Origin of the sequence: Rhodococcus sp. PvP016, assembly GCF_017832185.1 — a bacterium.
GTDB lineage: Bacteria > Actinomycetota > Actinomycetes > Mycobacteriales > Mycobacteriaceae > Rhodococcoides.
The window spans coordinates 3,322,958-3,340,405 of record NZ_JAFIBH010000001.1 but is presented as its reverse complement, the minus strand read 5'-3'; the positions used below and the strand labels follow the sequence as shown (position 1 = coordinate 3,340,405).

Sequence of the window (17,448 nt, the reverse complement as noted above, 5' to 3'; positions counted from 1 at the left end):
ACGCCGGCGCTGGATTTCCAGCGCCGGCTTTCGTCTGTCGTGGATCAGAGCTTGCGCATCACCGTGACGACTTTGCCCAGCACCACGGCGTCGTTCCCGGGAATGGGCTCGAACAGGTCGTTGTGGGGGAGCAGCCAGACGTCCCCGCCAGTCCGCCTGAACGTCTTGACGGTCGCTTCGCCGTCGATCATGGCGGCGACGATGTCCCCGTTCTCGGCCACGTTCTGCTGACGCACGACCACCCAGTCACCGTCGCAGATGGCGGCGTCGATCATCGACTCACCGACGACGCGGAGAAGGAACAGCGAGCCGGTGCCGACGAGCTCGCGCGGAAGCGGGAACACGTCCTCCACGGCCTGCTCCGCGAGGATCGGACCGCCCGCGGCGATACGTCCCAGGACGGGGACGAAGGTCGGCGCGGGAAGGCGATCGTCGTCCGACGACGGTGTGTCCGCGCTGTCGAGGTGATTCGTGGTGTCCGGGGCGACGAGGTCGTCCTGTGCCACGACTGAGACCTCTTCGGGGCGCCCGTTCTCGCCCGGCAGACGCACGTCGACGGCGCGGGGACGGTTGGGGTCGCGGCGCAGGAACCCCTTGCGTTCGAGGGTGCGCAGTTGGTGCGCGACCGACGAGGTGGACGTCAACCCGACAGCGTCACCGATCTCCCGGATGCTCGGGGGATAGCCGCGCTCGACGACCGACGCACGGATCACCTCGAGCACTCGCCGCTGACGTTCAGTGAGACCGGACTCGGTGTCGGCGGTCGTGGCCGAGCCGGCCGCTGACGTGCGCCCGCCGACCGTGCCGGATGAGCTGTCGTCCTTCATCGAGATACCTCCATCGGTAGCAGTGGACGTGGGGCAGGTGGTGCTGGTGTCACGTCCGTTGTGCGTGTGTCGAACCTAAACCGAAACGGGACTCGGATCAAACACCTGTTCGAAGCGTGTCGCGTGTTCGATGCACTTTGTCGGACCGGACTGCTATACATCGAACATGCGTTCATTCGAACGCGTGGGCGAATGTGTTGTTCGAACACCTCGGTGCATCGGCGACGCGGACGGCCACCGGCTATCCACGAGGAGTGGTTGCAATGACTCGAAGTGACCTGCTGACTGTCGGCACCGCACGTTCCATCGACCCGCACGCCTCTGTCCGTACGCGCTGGACCTGCGACGACGACTCCTACTGGGGCGTGGCCGACCGCGCGACCGGGTCGACGATGACCGACGTGCGCGAGCGCACCACGGTTCGCCGGAGCCCCGCTCCGCGCGATTCCCGCCGCCCCGACGCCGGCACCGTCGACTACCGTCGCCGCTCGAACGGTGTCTCTCAGGTCGAACACCGCACTCGTCGGGGACACGGATTCGCGACGTCCGTCGCTGTGGCGCTGATCACAGCGGTGTCCGCTCTAGGGCTGGTGGGACTGGCGAACATGCGCTCCGCCGACGTTCCGGCGCAGCCGTCCATCTCGCAGCAGGCGGAGATGGGCGTCGTCTCCGGACGCTGACACCGGCCGGACACGCCCCCGGGGCCGCGGTAGGCCGTCCCGGTACGCTGGACACACCGAGAGCTGCCGTGGCGCTCGGGAAATGCCCGAGCCATCGAGGGGTCTCTGTCCGATGCACTGCCCGTTCTGCCGCCACCCCGACTCACGCGTCGTCGATTCGCGTGAAGCGGAAGAGGGCCAGGCGATCCGGCGGCGTCGTTCCTGCCCCGAATGCGGTCGACGGTTCACCACGGTGGAGACAGCGGTTCTCTCCGTCGTGAAGCGCAGTGGCGTCAGTGAGCCGTTCAGCCGCGAGAAGGTGGTCAAGGGAGTCCGACGAGCCTGCCAGGGCCGCCAGGTCGACAACGACGCGCTCGTCCTCCTCGCCCAGCAGGTCGAGGACACGGTGCGGGCTTCCGGGTCGGCCGAGATTCCCAGCAACGAGGTCGGTCTCGCCATCCTCGGGCCACTGCGCGATCTCGACGAGGTGGCCTACCTCCGATTCGCGTCCGTCTACCGCTCGTTCAGCAGTGCGGACGACTTCGAGCGCGAGATCGAAGACCTTCGTCGACACCGCGCCGAGCACGATGCCGCCCCCGCCGAGGACGCGGAGCCCGCAGCTCAGCGGTGAGTCAGCGCCGCACCGCACGTCGGACGTCGTCGATGGCCTTGCGCACTCGCTTCTCGCTCACCGGGTAGAGCGTCCCGAGGGTCTGAGCGAACAGATTCACCCGCAGCTCCTCGATCATCCAGGCAATCTCCCGCACGGCGTCGCTGCGTCCCACCGAGTCCGGTACCGACCCGAGCAGGGCGTCGTAGTCCGCGTACACGCGGTCCAGCACGTCCATCCCGGCCGCGTCGCGGCGAGCGCTGGACGGAAACGCGCGTAGTCGGCGCTCGGCTGCCTCGAGGTAGCGCGGAAGTTGAGGCAGGTGCGCTTCGCCGGTCTCGAAGACGTACCCGGGGAAGATCAGCCCGTCCAGCTGCTGGCGCACGTCGTCCGCGGCGTCACCCGTCGCGTCGTCGAGCGCGAGGCGGACCCTCGTCGCGGCACCGAGAGACGGTTCCGCCATGCGCAGCACCGCGGCCGTCCGGCCGGCGAGCTCGCCCCGAACCGCCTTCTCCAGCGCCGCATACGCCTCGGGCGTGGACACCGGTCCGCCGTGCTTCATCATGAGCTCGTCGGCCGCAAGGGTGCGGCAGTCCTCGACGAACGCCTCGATGCTCCCGTGCGGATTCTGCCCCAGCGCGAGTCGTTGTGCCGGGGAGCGCCCGGTGAGTAGATTCTTGGTCGACAACGGAATGGCGTCGAGCAGCAGGCGGCGAGTGCCTTCGCGCATCGCTGCTCGCTGCTCGGCGGCGGTGCCCAGGATACGAACGGCGACCCCGCCCTTCTCCGGAACCAGAGCGGGATACCCGGTCACCTTCTGCGAGTTGACAGTTCGGGTGACGGTGGGCTCGAGTGTGCCGATGGTCTCCGACGTCCACCGTGTCACCGGGCCCTTCTCCGAGTCCTTGGCCGCGACGCCGACCGCAGCGGCCGCGGCGGCGCCGAGTCGGGTGCGCAACGCGGAGAGGGACGTGTCCTTGTCCAGTCGACGGCCGCGATCATCGACCACCACGAACGTCATCTTCAGGTGGCGGGGCAGCGCGGACGGGTCGAAATCCGACGGTGCGATCGGCACGGCGCCCATGCGGGTGAGCTCGCGTGACAGTGCTACCAGCAGCGGTTCCGTCCTCGGACGCATCGCCGCGACGGCGGCCACTGCATGGTCGGGTGCCGGGACGACGTTGCGGCGCAATTCCTTTGGCAGAGTCTTGATCAGGGCCGTCACCAATTCGACGCGCATCCCCGGGACGAGCCAGTCGAATCCGACGTCGGCGACGCGGGGGAGGAGGGCGATGGGAATGGTGATGGTGACGCCGTCGTCCTCCTTACCCGGCTCGAACTGGTACGTAAGGGGGAATTGCGCCTCGCCCTGACGCCAGGCGTCGGGGTAGTCGCCCTCGACGACAGCGGCCGCGTCCGGGTTGACGACGGTGGCGCGGTCGAAGTCCAGCAGGTCCGGCGTCGTGCGGGACGTCTTCTTCCACCACCGGTCGAAGTGACGGGCCGACACCACGGTCGCGGGTACGCGCTCGTCGTAGAAGGCGAAGAGGGTGTCGTCGTCGACGACGATGTCGCGTCGGCGGGCGCGCGACTCCAGTTCCTCGGCGTCGCTGCGCATCTCCTGGTTCGCGTGGAAGAAGCGGTGGTGCGTACGCCACTCGCCCTGGACGAGAGCGTGGCGGATGAACAGATCCCGCGAGATCTCGGGATCGATCGAGCTGAACGTGACCGGGCGGCGAGCCGCGAGCGGAATCCCGTACAGCGTGACGCGCTCGTAGGCCATCGCCACTTCGCGCTTCGTCGACCAGTGCGGTTCCGAGTACTGGCGTTTGATCAGGTGTGGTGCCAGCTTCTCGGCCCACTCGGGTTCGATGCGTGCACCCATCCGGGCCCACAGGCGGCTGGTCTCCACGAGCTCGGCCGCCATGATCCAGCGCGGGGGCTTACGGAACAGGCTCGAACCGGGGAAGACGGCGAAGGTGGACCCACGTGCTCCGAGGAAATCCTTCTTGTCGCCCTCACGAAGACCGATGTGCGACAGCAGACCCGGCAGTAGTGCCTGGTGGATCACGGCATGGTTCGGCTCCGAGGAGTCGCCCGCATCAGGCATGGTCCAGCCCAGGCCGCGAGTGATCTGGCGCAGCTGTCCGTGCAGGTCCTGCCATTCGCGAATGCGCAGATAGTGCAGGAACTCCGATCGGCACATGCGTCGGAACTGGTTGGAGGACAGCTCTCGTCGCTGGTCTCCCAGATACGTCCACAGTTGCCAGAGTGCGAGAAAGTCCGAACCTTCCACGACGAAGCGCTTGTGCATCTCGTCGGCGGCCTGCTGGTGCTCGGCGGGCCGCTCGCGCACGTCCTGGATCGAGAGCGCCGAGACGATGACGAGAACTTCCCGCAGGCATCCGTTGCGATTGGCCTCCACGAGCATGCGCGCCATGCGTGGATCGACCGGCAGTCCGGCGAGTTCCTTGCCGAGCGGGGTGAGCACAGGCCCGTCCTCGCCCTGCGACTCGAGCGCTCCGAGCTCGTCGAGCAGTCCCAGGCCGTCACGGATGCTGCGCGGGTCGGGTGCCTCGACGAACGGGAATGCGTCGATACGCCCGAGACCCAGCGAGGCCATCTGCAGGATGACGGATGCGAGATTCGTGCGCAGGATCTCTGGGTCGGTGTACTCGGGGCGGGCGTCGAAGTCCTCCTCCGAGTACAGCCGGATGCAGATGCCGTCCGCGACGCGACCGCATCGGCCGGCGCGCTGACGGGCCGAGGCCTGCGAGATCGGTTCGATCGGCAGACGCTGCACCTTGGTACGCAGCGAGTACCGCGAGATGCGTGCCGTCCCCGGGTCGACGACGTAGCGGATACCCGGCACGGTGAGTGACGTCTCGGCGACGTTGGTGGACAACACGACTCGTCGACCGGTGTGGCCGGTGAAGACGCGGTGCTGCTCGGCTGCGGACAGCCGGGCGTAGAGCGGGAGGATCTCGACGTTGCGCAGTCGGCGATCCTTCAGTGCGTCGGCGGTGTCGCGGATTTCCCGTTCGCCCGACAGGAACACCAGCACGTCGCCCTCGGGTTCGGTGAGCAGTTCCTCGACGGCGTCGCACGTGGCGTCGACAGGGTCGAGTTCGATGGTCTGCTCGCCGTTCTCGACCGTGAGCGGCCGATACCGGACCTCGACGGGGAACGTACGGCCCGAGACCTCGACGATCGGCGCGTCGACGCCGTTCACCGCGAAGTGGTGCGCGAAGCGGCCGGGGTCGATGGTGGCCGAGGTGACGATGACCTTCAGATCGGGACGCTGCGGCAGGAGGCGCGCGAGGTAACCGAGGATGAAGTCGATGTTGAGGCTGCGCTCGTGCGCCTCGTCGATGATGATCGTGTCGTACCGACGCAGCAGCCTGTCCCGCTGGATCTCGGCGAGCAGGATGCCGTCCGTCATCAGCTTGACGAGGGTGTTGTCGCTGGAGTGGTCGGTGAAGCGCACCGTGTAACCGACGGCATCGCCGATCTCCTGCCCGAGTTCGTCGGCGATACGTTCCGCCACCGTTCGGGCCGCCAGCCGCCGGGGCTGTGTGTGTCCGATGACACCCTGGACGCCGCGACCGAGCTCGAGGCAGATCTTGGGAATCTGTGTCGTCTTGCCCGAGCCGGTCTCGCCCGCGACGATGACGACCTGGTTCTCCGCGATGGCGGCTGCGATGTCGTCCTTGCGGGCGGACACCGGCAGTGCCTCGGGGTACGTGATCGTGGGAACGGAGGCTCGACGCGACGCGATCGTCGCTTCGGCCCGGCCGATGTCGGCAGCGATCGACTCGAGTTCGGCGGGCTTGCGGCTGCGATCCAGCCGGCGGCGCAGCCTGTGCGCGTCACGGAAGGTGAGGTCGGACAGGCGGGCCGTGAGGTCGCGGCGGGTGTGTCCGGAGGACGGGGGAGCAGATGTCGACATGGCTCACGCCAGTTTATCCGTCATCGCTGCGTCAGGATGCGTGGCCCGTCGTCCGTGATCGCGATGGTGTGCTCGGAATGGGCGGTCATGGAGCCGTCGGCCGACCGGAGGGTCCATCCGTCCGGGTCCATGACCAGCTTCGCCGTCCCGCGGGACCACCAGGGTTCCAAGGCGAGGGTCATGCCGGCCCGGAGTGTCAATCCCGATCCCGCACGACCGGCGTTGGCCACGTGCGGGTCCTCGTGCATCGTCCGGCCCAGGCCGTGACCACCGAAATCGGTGTTGACCTGCTTTCCGGTCTCCCGCGCGACACTCTCGATCGCCGCTGAGATGTCGCCGAGTCGGCCACCGACGACTGCCGCGGCGATACCGGCGTCCAGGGCGCGCCGAGTGCTCTCGATCAATTCGACATCTGCGGGATCGGGGTCGTCGCCGACGACGACGGTGAGCGCCGAGTCGGCGACCCATCCGTCGATGGACACCGCGAAGTCCAGACTGAGGACGTGACCTGCCGCAAGCGTGTGATCGAACGGAAGGCCGTGCAGCACACGGTCGTTGACCGACAGGCAGATGACGTTGCGAAACGGTCCGCTGCCGAACTCGGGGGCGTAGTCCCAGTAGCAGGACACTGCGCCGCGGGTGGCGACGAGGTCACGGCAGTGATGTTCGAGATCCATCAGGTTCACGCCGGGCTGCGCCTGCTCCGACAGCGTCGTCAGTGTCTCGGCAACGAACGCGCCGGTCACCGCCATCTTGTCGATCTCGGCAGGGCCCTTGAGCTCGATCATCCGTCCATCGCTTCCTGTCGGTATTTCAATACCAACGAACGGTAGCAGACCGGTACAGGAATACCGCTATGCTGACCTTGTGGTCCGTATTCCCCTGAGTCCCGAGCAGGTCGAGGCCGGTCGTCGCCTCGGCGCCGTCCTGCGCGCCGCACGAGCGGGACGAGACCCCGAGATCGTCGCCCGCGACGCCCGCATCTCACCTGAGACGCTCCGCAAGATCGAGGTGGGGCGGATCGCGAGCCCTAGCTTCGGGACCGTGCTGCAGATCTGTGCGGCACTGGGACTGCCGGTCTCCGAGGCGGTGGACGCATGGCAGGGCGACCGGGAGCATCGCGTCGCGATCTAGTGCTTCGTTGCTCGGCGCCACGGGCCGCGCTCGTGTGAAGATCGCTCCATGACCTCGCCGGACGATCGCGTCGACACCCCGGTCGCGCTACGCGTATTCCGTGTCGTCGCCGCGCTGCTCGGACTGGCCGCGTTGATCTGGATACCCGTTCGGTCCTCGGATGTCGCCGGGTTCTCGCTCGCCAACTTCTTCAGCTACTTCACCGTGCTGAGCAACGTGTCGGCCGTGGTGGTCTTCCTGGTCGGCGGGGTCGTCGATCCCCGTTCCGAGACCTTCGACAAGGTCCGCGGGGCGGCCACGACCTACATGGTGATCACCGGGATCGTGTACGCGGTGCTGCTGTCGAACGTGGACGTGCAGATCCAGGACGCGTGGACCAACTCGGTGCTGCACCGCATCGTGCCCGTCCTCATCGTTCTCGATTGGGTTCTCGACCCACCACGGCGTCGGAACAGTGAGTTCGCACCGCTGGTGTGGTTGGCGTTCCCCGTGGTCTACGGCGTCTACAGCCTGATCCGCGGCCCCGTCGTCGACTGGTATCCATACCCGTTCCTGGACCCTCGGGAGCGGGGGTACGGCCCCCTCGCGATCGGGCTCGCCGTCCTGGTCGCGGCGTTCCTGCTCATCGCCCTGGCGGTCGACAGAGTGGGGGAGCTGGCGGCGTCCCGCCGGTCGCGGAAGCACGCCGCGAGTGGCCTAGGCTGACCTCTCGTGACCACTCCCCAGCACACGTCCTCCGCGTTCTGGCACGGCTTCGCCGACATGCACACCGTCGAGTCCGGCGGCCGATTCGTCGTCGCCCGAGGTGAGGGTGCGCGCATCTGGGACACGGCCGGCACCGAGTACCTCGACGGCACCGCAGGTCTGTGGTTCACGAACGTGGGCCACGGCCGCACCGCCATCGCAGACGCCGTGGCGCGGCAGCTGTCCACGCTCGCGCACTACTCGACGTTCGGCGACGTCGTTCCCGACGTGACGCTGGAACTCGCCGATCGCCTCGCAGCGATCGCGCCCGTCGCGGACAGCAAGATCTTCTTCACCTCGGGCGGCTCCGACTCCATCGACACCGCTGCCAAGCTGGCCCGGCGTTACTGGCACCAGATGGGCAAGCCAGGCAAGACCGTCGTCGTCGGCCGCCAGAAGGCATACCACGGCATGCACGTCGCCGGCACCGCACTGTCCGGGCTCCCGCTGAACCGTGAGAACTACGGCGAGCTGATGACGGATGCGCGGACGGTCGCGTGGGACGAGGGCAAGGCGCTGCTCGAGCTGATCGAGAAGGAGGGCGCGGACACCATCGCCGCGTTCTTCGCCGAGCCGATCATCGGTGCCGGCGGGGTCTACCTGCCGCCCGAGGGCTACCTGCACGAGGTGCGTCAGATCTGCCGCGACCACGACATCCTGTTCGTGGCCGACGAGGTGGTGACCGGATTCGGTCGTATCGGCGGAGCGTGGTTCGCGTCGTCGAAGCTGGGTCTGGAGCCCGACATGATGTGCACCGCAAAGGGTCTGACGTCGGGCTACGTGCCGATGGGCGCGGTCTTCGTCGCCCCGCGTGTCGCCGAGCCGTTCTACGAGGGCGGCGCCTGGTGGCGCCACGGCTACACGTACGGCGGGCATGCCGGCGCCGCTGCCGCGGCCATGGCCAACCTCGACATCATCGAGAACGAGGACCTGCTGACGCACGCGTCGCGTCTCGAAGCCACGCTGCACCGGCATCTCTCGCCCCTGGCCTCGCACGACCTGGTCAGCGAGGTCCGCAGTGGGATGGGTGTCGTCGCCGCGGTGCAGTTCGCCGATCCGTCCTACGCGATGCCGTTCGTCAAGACTCTGCGCCGCGAAGGTGTCTCCGCGCGAGCGGCCGGCAACGGCGCGATCCAGTTCTCGCCGGCGTTCGTCATGACCGACGAGCAGGTCGAACAGATGGCAGCGTCCATGGCACGGGCGCTGGACGCCACGGCGAGCTGAGCGTCGTGGCAGTTCCCGATCACTGGATCCCGCACGCCCGTGAGGACGGCGAGGTGATCGGGTGGATCGACATGCAGACGGCGACTCCGAACCTGATCCCCATCGATCGACTGGGCCGACCCCTGCCGGCGGTGTCCGAGTGGCCCGATGCGGAAGAGGCACTGGAGCGCCGCGGCCTCCGGTTCCTCATGAACAGGTTTTGGTTCGAGGGGCGCACGGTGCGCATCCGATCTCTGGACGACCACCGCATCGTCGTGACCACCGCCGCGTCCGATGCTGTGGGGGACGTGGGCGAGGAATACGTGCTCGACTTCCCCGCGGGGCCGGAGTTGGCGGAGTCGCCGTAGTTCCCGCGGACGTCATCGGGAATGGTGGATGCTGCAGCATCAGCGGGAACCGATTCGATCCGCGGGACGGACTGATCATGGAGTTGTCTGCAGCTGGCCCAGACGACTCGCCATACGTTCGACATCGACCGGAAGATGCCGGCTCCGGAGGAACTGTCCGAGCGGAGCCTCTGCGAGAAAATCAGTGCGTATCGACGCGTCGTGGAGCACGTCGACGAGACTGCCGAATCGATGGGCGGCGTCTCGTCCGAGGCGGTCGGGACCTGGCACCCCGCTGATGACCCACCGAGGAAATCGGTCCGCGAGGTGGAGGAAGTCGGACGGCGCGGTGGGTCGCTCGCACAGAGCGTCGAAGGTGAACCACACCAGGTCCGGACGCACAGCTCGGGCGACGACCGTACGTAACCCGATCGAGAGTGAGACCGCCTCTGCGTCACCCGGTTCTCGTCGATCGGGAAATCGGCTTCCCGTCATCCACCGTCCCGCGGCGAACCCGCTGCGCGGTGTGTCGAGGTCCAGGGTGCGATAGTCGATCGGGCCGTCGACGTGCACGATCGCCAGTGCCTGCTCGATGCGGTGGATAGTGGGCTCGAACATGCTGTGGAACAAGGGGTTCGGAAGTAGCTGTCCGGGAGGGTAGTTGGACGTCATTATCACGGTGACGGGCCGCCGGAACAACGCGTCGAGCAGTCGGTCGACGAAGATGCCGTCCGCCGGGTCATGGACGTGGAACTCGTCGAAGCACACCAGTTCCGCATCACCGAGCATGTGATCGAGCGCGATGTCGAGGTCGTGAGCGCGCAGGTTCAACTCGGTATGCAGGTCGGCGAAGAACCGGTGAAAGTGCGTCCTCGTCGTCCGGCCGGTGCGTGCCTGCGCGAGGAATGTGTCCATCAGCCAGCTCTTGCCCCGACCGGGCGGACCCCAGAGGTACACCCCCCGGCCGGCCATGGTTTCGAGGCCGGCTGCGGCCTCGAGCTGAGACGTGTCGAGAACAAGCCCCTGCGTCGCCGCGGCTGCGGCCAGCGTTCCTTCGGGTACGAGAGAACCGCGAACGCGTCGTCGCCACATCGTTCGACGGTACGAAACCCGGGCGGCGCGCGATACGTGTCCTGTGCCACGCCGACACGATCGTCACGATTTCTGCCGATCCGCAGAATGTGCCGCGATCGTGTGGCGTCAGGTGCGCCCCATGTGCAGCCACCACGAAAATGGGGTCGCGCGCTCGCTGGTCGAGCACTTACCGTGCAAGGTCCGACCGAGAGGGGTTCGCCCATGCGAGAACTGACCTACTACGTCGCCACGAGCTTGGACGGGCGCATTGCAGCACCCGACGGCACGTGGGGTGCGTTTCTCGACGAGGGCGATCACATGGACGTGCTCGTCGACGAGTACGCCGACACTCTTCCCGGTCACGTTCAGAACGCACTCGGGATCCGTTCCAGCGGAACACTGTTCGATACGGTGATCATGGGCTGGACGACATATGCGGCGGCTCTGGACGCGGGCATCGTCAGCCCGTACCCGCATCTGCGGCAGTTCGTGGCGACCCGGCACCGGCAGTCGGAGTCGCCGGACGTGACGGTCACCGCGGATCCCGTCGCCACCGTCCGCGAGCTTCGCGAGGAGGACGGCGCGGGGATCTGGTTGGCGGGTGGCGGCGATCTCGCGGGAACGCTGATCGATTCCGTCGACCGGCTGATCCTGAAGATCAATCCCGTGGTGCTCGGCGACGGAGTGCCACTGTTCGGCGGCGCGTCCTATGCGGATCGGTCGTTCGAGCGCACCCGACTGCGGGCTTTCGACTCCGGCGTCGTCATCGCCGAATACACCCGTCGAGCAGGGGGCGGATCATGAGCGGCCGGGTGTGGTTGATCACCGGTGCGAGTCGAGGGCTCGGTCGTGCGCTGGTGGACCGTGTGCTCCACGTGGGGGACACCGTGATCGCGACCGTGAGGGGCGAGGCAGACTTTCCCGCTCACGAGCGACTCGTCGTCGATCACCTGGACGTGCGCGATCGCGGCGCGGCGCGGGCGGTCGTCTGCTCCGTCGTCGAGAAGTTCGGCCGCCTCGACGTACTGGTCGACAACGCGGGTCACGGGGCGGTGGGTGCCATCGAGGAGACGACGGAGCAGGAGGCCCGCGACATCGTCGACACGAACTTCTTCGGTGCGCTCTGGCTCAGTCAGGCGGCCGTCGAGGTCATGCGGCCTCGGCGGTCCGGCCACATCGTGCAGATCTCGACCGTCGGAGCCGTCGGTACGATGCCCACCCTCGGCCTGTACGCCGCGTCGAAGTGGGCGCTCGAAGCCTTCAGTGAGGCAATGGCAGCAGAGGTGAAGGATTTCGGGATACGCGTGACCCTTGCGGAGCTCGGTGCGGTCGACACCCAGTGGGGCACGGGAAGCATGCGATTCAGCGCTCCGTCTCCCGACTACGACGATCTGCGGACCGCGGTGTTCGGCGCTCCCGCCGTGCCGTGGCCGCGGGAGGGGACGGGCGGTGGGACGGCGCCCGCGGATGCTGCGGCGGCGATCGTCGACCATGTCCGCAGCCCGAGCGACGACAGGCTGCGACTGCTGGTGGGCGATGACGCGCCCGGACAGGTTGCCGAGGCGCTCACGCGCCGACTGGGGGACTATCGGCGCGACGAGCGTTTTCCCACGACTGCGCTCGCTCGCTCGATCACCACTCCGATCGACTACGAGGTGACGATCGAACGCTAGCGCTTCGTGGACGTGGCGACGGCCAGCCGCTGGTGCAACCGCTCGCGCACCTCGTCCGGTTCGTACTGGCGACGCTGACGCTCGTTGCGGGCGACGAGGACGCCGGACGCTGCCACGCCGACGGCGCCGGCGAGACCTGCGACCTTCAGCAGACCACGCACGGAGATCTTTCGGGATCGTGCAGCCATTCATGAAGGCTAGCGCCACGAACTAGGCTCGTCGTCGATGAGCGTCGACGGAGTGTCCTCAGTCAACCTCGCCACCGCCGTGGAGACCACGCGGACAGGCGATCTCTGGATCTTCCGTGGCCGGTCGGCGGCGGATCGTGCGATCCAGACGCTGACGAACAGCCCGGTCAATCACGTGGGAATGGCCGTGGTCCTCGACGATCTTCCGCCCTTGATGTGGCATGCCGAGTTGGGCCAGTCGTTGCCCGACATGTGGACCGGGCGGCATCAGCGCGGCGTGCAGCTGCACGATCTCCACGATGCCGTCCGCCACTGGGGTGAGCGATACGACCAGCGGTGCTGGTTCCGTCAGCTGCAGACGCCGATCACCCGCGCGCAGGAGGACGAGCTGATGCGCACGATCGCCCGCCTCGACGGGACGGCATTTCCCACGACGGCTCGACTCGCCGGTCGGTGGTTCGCCGGCCGTCTGCCGTCGCTGCGCCGGTCGGAGGAGGACAGTGTCCGTCTCGAGACGGCGTACTGCGCCGAGGTGGTCGCGCTGACCTACGAGGCCATGGGTCTGCTCCACCCGCGCGAGTCACCCGAGCCGCTGAAACCGTTCGACAAGGTGGGCCTGAAGCCGCCGCGCCGACGAGCCAACTGGTACGACCCCGGCAGGTTCTGGAGCGGTGATCACCTGCCGTTGGCGGAGGGTGTCGAGCTGGGGCGGGAGATCGCGGTCGTGCTCGACTAGAGGGTCCGCGACTCGTCCACCACCACGCGCCCGCCGAGCTCCACCCACCCGTCGTCGGACAGCGTGGTCGACAGCACCGAGCCTCGGCCCTGCACGATGCCCAGGTCGCGACCGAGCAGTTCGGTGACGCGGACGGCGGCCGCGCCCGTGGCTTCGTCCTCGGGGACGCCCATGTCGGGTGCGAACATGCGGGAACGGATCGCACCTCGGTCTTCGTCCACCCACGCCCAGACGTAGTGGTGACCCTCGGTGAAGTCGGACGGGTCCACGTCGAGGACATCGGCAGGTGAAGAGACCCGATGGAACTCGAACTGCGGCGCCCACGCCGGCCGGGCCCGGACGTAGGTGACGCCGTCGGCGACTCGGACGGCAACCTCGCCCGCTGGGACGAGCAACGTCTCCACGGGCGTGCCGCGGTCGGCCAGCCATGCTGCCGTGCCCACGGTGGGGTGCCCCGCGAACGGCAGTTCGACCGCGGGCGTGTGGATGCGGAGAGCGGTGGAGTCGACAGGGCCGGTGGGAACATCGACGAACACCGTCTCGCTGTACTGCAACTCGTGCGCCACGGACTGGCGATCGGACGGGGCGACGGCGGTGGCATCGACGATGCCGAGGGGGTTGCCCCACCGACCCTGGTCGTCGGTGAACACCCGCACGACATGGACGTCGAATGGCATGGTCTTCCTCTCAGCCTGCGGTGACGGTGATGTCGTCGAACACGACCTCGGCGAGGGCGTCGGACTCCTCGACGTCCACGGTCGCGTCCAGCGACCAGCCGTGGTCGCCGTCCGGATCGTCGAGAACCTGACGCGCAGTGGTCTCCTCGCGCGTCTGGACGAACGAGAACAGGTGCGGTCCGCGGGCGGCGGGCGTCATGCCGATCTCGCCGTACTCCTCGAAGTAGGGCTCGAGCTCGTCCTGCCAGTCGACCTCGTCGCCCAACTCCTCGAGAAGGTCCCAGCGCCGACGGGACGCCAGCTCGACGCGTCGGAACAGGGCGTTGCGCACCATGATTCGGAACGCTCGGGGGTTCGCGGAGATGGGTTTCGGTGTGTCGGCTCCGTAGGCGACGACGGGGGTGCCGTCTTCCTCGAACGTCGGGTCGGTGAGGTTCTCCCACTCGTCGAGAAGGCTGGAGTCGACCTGGCGCACGGTCTCGCCGAGCCACTCGGTGATGTCCTGCACGTCTTCGGTCCGTGCCTCGGGCGGAACCGTCTGTCGCAGAGCGCGATAGGCGTCGGCGAGGTACCGCAGCACCGACCCCTCCGAGCGGGACAGACCGTAGTGCGAGATCAGCTCCGTGAACGTCATCGACTTCTCGATCATGTCGCGCACCACGGACTTGGGGGAGAGGCCGAACTCGGACAGCCACGGGTGCCCACCGCGGTAGATCTCGAAGGCGGGGCCCAGAAGATCGGCCAGCGGCTTGGGCCACGTGACCTCCTCGAGCAGCTCCATACGCTCTTCGTACTCGAGGCCGTCCGCCTTCATCTGCGCGACCGCCTCTCCGCGTGCCGCGTGCTGCTGGGCCATCAGGATCTGGCGCGGGTCGTCCAGGGTTGCCTCGATGACGGACACGACGTCGAGGGCGTAGGACGGCGACTCCTGGTCGAGCAACTCGAACGATGCGAGGGCGAACGGCGACAGCGGCTGATTGAGAGCGAAATCGCGCTGCAGGTCGACGGTGAGCCGTGCGGTGCGCCCGTCCTCGTCCGGCTCGGGAAGCTGCTCGACGATGCCGGCGTCGCGTAGACCGCGGTACAACCGCACCGCCTGGAGAATGTGCCGCCGTTGGTTCGCCCTGGTCTCGTGGTTGTCCTCGAGCAGATGCCGCATCGCGTCGAAGCAACTGCCGGGGCGGGCGATGACGTTGAGCAGCATCGAGTTGTTCACCGAGAACTTCGAGGTCAGCGGCTCCGGGCTCGCCGCCACGAGTCGTTCGAAGCTCGGCTTGCCCCAGGAGACGAAGCCGTCGGGTGCCTTCTTGCGCTGAATGCGTTTGAGTTTCTTGGGGTCGTCGCCCGCCTTGGCCACCAACCGGGCGTTCTCCACCTCGTGTTCGGGTGCCTGCACCATGACGGTGCCGAGGGTGTCGTACCCGGCTCTGCCTGCGCGACCGGCGATCTGATGGAACTCGCGGGCGCGCAACTGGCGCGTGCGGACACCGTCGTACTTCGTCAGTCCGGTGAGCAGCACGGTGCGGATGGGCACGTTGATCCCGACGCCCAGAGTGTCCGTTCCGCAGATGACGGCGAGCAGACCCTCCTGGGCGAGCTTCTCGACGAGCCGTCGGTAGCGCGGCAGCATGCCCGCATGGTGCACGCCGATACCGTGACGGACCAAGCGGGACAACGTCTTACCGAAGCCGGTGGTGAACCGGAAACCGCCGATGGCCTCGGCGATGGCTGCACGGGTCTCCTTGGAGGCGACGGTGATCGAGGTGAGTGCCTGAGCGCGTTCGAGTGCGGAGGCCTGAGTGAAGTGCACGACGTAGACGGGTGCGAGGTGCGTGGAGACGAGTTCCTCGATGGTCTCGACGACGGGTGTGAGCCGATAGGAGAACATCAGCGGCACAGGGCGTTCGGAGCCCTCGACGACGGTGGTGACCCGTCCGGTCCGGCGGGTCAGGTCGTCGCGGAAGAAGGAGACGTCGCCGAGAGTGGCGGACATCAACAGGAACTGGGCGTGGGGAAGTTCGATGAGCGGCACCTGCCACGCCCAGCCGCGATCGGGCTCGGAGTAGTAGTGGAACTCGTCCATGATCACCTGGCCGATGGACGAGTCCGGTCCTTCCCGCAGTGCCATGTTGGCGACGATCTCCGCTGTCGCACAGATGATGGGTGCCGATGCGTTGACCGAGGCGTCGCCCGTGACCATGCCGACCTTGTCCGCGCCGAAGATCTCGCACAGTGCGAAGAACTTCTCGCTGACGAGCGCTTTGATCGGCGCCGTGTAGAACGATCGGATGCCGGCCGCGTAGGCGGCGAAGTGAGCGGCGATGGCCACCATCGACTTTCCCGACCCGGTGGGGGTGGCGAGCACCACGTTGTTGCCGGAGACCAGCTCGATGACCGCCTCGTCCTGCAGCGGATACAGCTCGAGTCCACGGTCGGAGACCCAGGTGGTGAACGCGTCGTACAGATCGTCGGCCGACGCGGAGTCAGGAACCATCTCGGTCAGCAGCATCACTACAGGTTACGTAGCCGACCTCTCGTCCGACCCCATGGCACCCAGGACCGCCTGCCTCGTCGTCGCACTGCCGGTGATGGCGTCCTCGCCGACACCGGAGACGAGCATCTGCCGCCACCGCTGTTCGTCGAACTTCAGCGGCATCGTCGTACCGAGGAAGTTCTCCAGGACCTCGAGGAATCGCATCGGATCGTCGCGGTACGGGAAGTGGCCGGCGCCGGCGAAGACGTCGAGGCGGGAGCCGGGCATCGCGGCGTGAGCGAGCGTCGCGTGGGCAATGGGGATGACCGTGTCCTGATCACCCCAGATGAGTTGCACGGGCAGGTTCTCGGTCAGGTAACACCGGTCGAGCATGGTGACCACCTGCCCGCGCCAGTCGACGACGGCCCGCAGCGTGCGCAGGTAGGCGTCGTAGGCGGTGGAGTCGAGAAGGTTGCCGAGGACGCGGACCAGATCGGGCGTGTCGTGCAGGACGGCTCCCGGATGCAGGGGAGTGCCGTCCAACTGGTCGATCGCAGCGCCCGCCATGCGCAGCAGGCGCATGGCTCCGGGCAGGCGCAGCAGTTTGAACGCCTCGTTGACGATGGGCGTGGACATGAGTCGCAGTGCCGGGTGGACGTCCTTGGTGACACCGCCCGCCGAGACGAGGACGAGGCGCTCCACCATGTCCGGGTACTGGTACGCGAATTGCATGGCCACACCGCCGCCGAGCGAGTGGCCCACCACGGACACCGCATCGATGTTCAGGGTGACGAGCAGATCGCGGATGCCGTTCGCGTACGCGGCCACCGAGTAGTCGGCACGAGGCTTGTCGCTCAGTCCGTGCCCGAGCAGGTCCGGCGCGATGACGGTGTACTTCGACGCGAGATGGGGGAGAACGTCCAGCCAGGTCTCAGAGCTGTCACCGATGCCGTGGATCAGCAGCAGTACCGGCCCTTCTCCCGCCATCCGGAAGGCACGTCGATAACCGTGCACCGTGCGGAAGTGCAGCCGCGGTTCCGCATCGGGAACCGGACGCAGGGCGCGGCGGCGTGTGTCGGACATCCCGGCCCCTCTCGATCGGCGGCACCGTGTGTGTCGCCGACCGAGCCTAAACCGGGATCCTCACCGTTCAC

17 protein-coding genes are annotated in these 17,448 nt (G+C 67.5%); 9 read left to right on the top strand and 8 right to left on the bottom strand.

From position 1 onward, the window contains the following. Positions 1-44: 44 nt before the first annotated feature. Positions 45-827, bottom strand: a complete 783-nt coding sequence (gene lexA / locus JOE30_RS15540) for a transcriptional repressor LexA (protein WP_204867707.1) — start codon at positions 825-827, stop codon at positions 45-47. A gap of 263 nt (positions 828-1,090) precedes the next feature. Here lexA and JOE30_RS15535 point away from each other — a divergent pair, with 263 nt between their 5' ends. Continuing rightward, on the top strand, positions 1,091-1,507 hold the full coding sequence (locus tag JOE30_RS15535; RefSeq protein ID WP_204867706.1) for a hypothetical protein: 417 nt from the start codon (positions 1,091-1,093) through the stop codon (positions 1,505-1,507). A gap of 112 nt (positions 1,508-1,619) precedes the next feature. Next, entirely contained in the window at positions 1,620-2,117 is a 498-nt protein-coding gene (gene nrdR, locus JOE30_RS15530) for a transcriptional regulator NrdR (RefSeq protein ID WP_204867705.1), read from the top strand. A gap of 1 nt (position 2,118) precedes the next feature. Here the strand turns inward: nrdR and hrpA are convergent, their stop codons facing one another. Both hrpA and map read right to left on the bottom strand, forming a co-directional pair. Continuing rightward, the gene (gene hrpA / locus JOE30_RS15525) at positions 2,119-6,045 is read right to left on the bottom strand and encodes an ATP-dependent RNA helicase HrpA (protein WP_204867704.1); all 3,927 of its coding nucleotides are present in this window, start codon (positions 6,043-6,045) and stop codon (positions 2,119-2,121) included. A gap of 20 nt (positions 6,046-6,065) precedes the next feature. After that, positions 6,066-6,833 carry a type I methionyl aminopeptidase gene (gene map / locus JOE30_RS15520; RefSeq protein ID WP_204867701.1) on the bottom strand — a complete coding sequence of 256 codons (768 nt, stop codon included), beginning with the start codon at positions 6,831-6,833 and terminating at the stop codon, positions 6,066-6,068. A gap of 79 nt (positions 6,834-6,912) precedes the next feature. Here map and JOE30_RS15515 point away from each other — a divergent pair, with 79 nt between their 5' ends. From JOE30_RS15515 to JOE30_RS15500, 4 genes are read left to right on the top strand one after another with little or no spacing between them, the layout of a single operon-like run. Next, on the top strand, positions 6,913-7,179 hold the full coding sequence (locus JOE30_RS15515; RefSeq protein WP_204867700.1) for a helix-turn-helix transcriptional regulator: 267 nt from the start codon (positions 6,913-6,915) through the stop codon (positions 7,177-7,179). Positions 7,180-7,227: 48 nt separating this feature from the next. After that, the gene (locus JOE30_RS15510) at positions 7,228-7,884 is read left to right on the top strand and encodes a Pr6Pr family membrane protein (protein WP_204867698.1); all 657 of its coding nucleotides are present in this window, start codon (positions 7,228-7,230) and stop codon (positions 7,882-7,884) included. Positions 7,885-7,941: 57 nt separating this feature from the next. Next, positions 7,942-9,147 carry an aspartate aminotransferase family protein gene (locus JOE30_RS15505; RefSeq protein WP_204870439.1) on the top strand — a complete coding sequence of 402 codons (1,206 nt, stop codon included), beginning with the start codon at positions 7,942-7,944 and terminating at the stop codon, positions 9,145-9,147. 5 nt (positions 9,148-9,152) lie between these two features. Continuing rightward, complete coding sequence (locus JOE30_RS15500) at positions 9,153-9,494, top strand: hypothetical protein (RefSeq protein WP_204867696.1); 342 nt, start codon at positions 9,153-9,155, stop codon at positions 9,492-9,494. 75 nt (positions 9,495-9,569) lie between these two features. Here JOE30_RS15500 and zapE read toward each other — a convergent pair whose 3' ends face one another. Continuing rightward, positions 9,570-10,565: a cell division protein ZapE gene (zapE, locus tag JOE30_RS15495; protein WP_204867694.1), complete on the bottom strand. Its 996-nt coding sequence runs from the start codon at positions 10,563-10,565 to the stop codon at positions 9,570-9,572. A 204-nt stretch (positions 10,566-10,769) separates the two neighbouring features. On the opposite strand from zapE, the gene JOE30_RS15490 reads away from it, so the two are divergent. Together JOE30_RS15490 and JOE30_RS15485 are read left to right on the top strand one after the other, a co-directional pair. Continuing rightward, positions 10,770-11,351, top strand: coding sequence for a dihydrofolate reductase family protein (locus tag JOE30_RS15490; protein WP_204867693.1), 582 nt, complete (start codon positions 10,770-10,772; stop codon positions 11,349-11,351). Next, positions 11,348-12,220, top strand: coding sequence for an SDR family NAD(P)-dependent oxidoreductase (locus tag JOE30_RS15485; RefSeq protein ID WP_204867692.1), 873 nt, complete (start codon positions 11,348-11,350; stop codon positions 12,218-12,220). Before JOE30_RS15490 ends, JOE30_RS15485 begins: the two co-directional genes overlap by 4 nt. On the opposite strand, the gene JOE30_RS15480 is transcribed toward JOE30_RS15485, so the two are convergent. Next, positions 12,217-12,408, bottom strand: a complete 192-nt coding sequence (locus JOE30_RS15480; RefSeq protein WP_037185345.1) for a hypothetical protein — start codon at positions 12,406-12,408, stop codon at positions 12,217-12,219. The two genes, JOE30_RS15485 and JOE30_RS15480, sit on opposite strands and share 4 nt — an antisense overlap. Positions 12,409-12,445: 37 nt before the next feature. Between JOE30_RS15480 and JOE30_RS15475 the strand changes: the two genes are divergently transcribed. Beyond that, complete coding sequence (locus tag JOE30_RS15475) at positions 12,446-13,144, top strand: hypothetical protein (RefSeq protein WP_204867691.1); 699 nt, start codon at positions 12,446-12,448, stop codon at positions 13,142-13,144. Here JOE30_RS15475 and JOE30_RS15470 read toward each other — a convergent pair. The 3 genes from JOE30_RS15470 to JOE30_RS15460 are packed head-to-tail and all read right to left on the bottom strand — an operon-like array spanning position 13,141 to position 17,377. Next, positions 13,141-13,821 carry a PhzF family phenazine biosynthesis protein gene (locus JOE30_RS15470; protein WP_204867690.1) on the bottom strand — a complete coding sequence of 227 codons (681 nt, stop codon included), beginning with the start codon at positions 13,819-13,821 and terminating at the stop codon, positions 13,141-13,143. The two genes, JOE30_RS15475 and JOE30_RS15470, sit on opposite strands and share 4 nt — an antisense overlap. 10 nt (positions 13,822-13,831) lie before the next feature. After that, positions 13,832-16,330, bottom strand: a complete 2,499-nt coding sequence (locus JOE30_RS15465) for an RNA helicase (protein WP_204867689.1) — start codon at positions 16,328-16,330, stop codon at positions 13,832-13,834. A gap of 9 nt (positions 16,331-16,339) precedes the next feature. Next, the gene (locus tag JOE30_RS15460; RefSeq protein WP_204867688.1) at positions 16,340-17,377 is read right to left on the bottom strand and encodes an alpha/beta fold hydrolase; all 1,038 of its coding nucleotides are present in this window, start codon (positions 17,375-17,377) and stop codon (positions 16,340-16,342) included. Positions 17,378-17,448 lie beyond the last annotated feature (71 nt).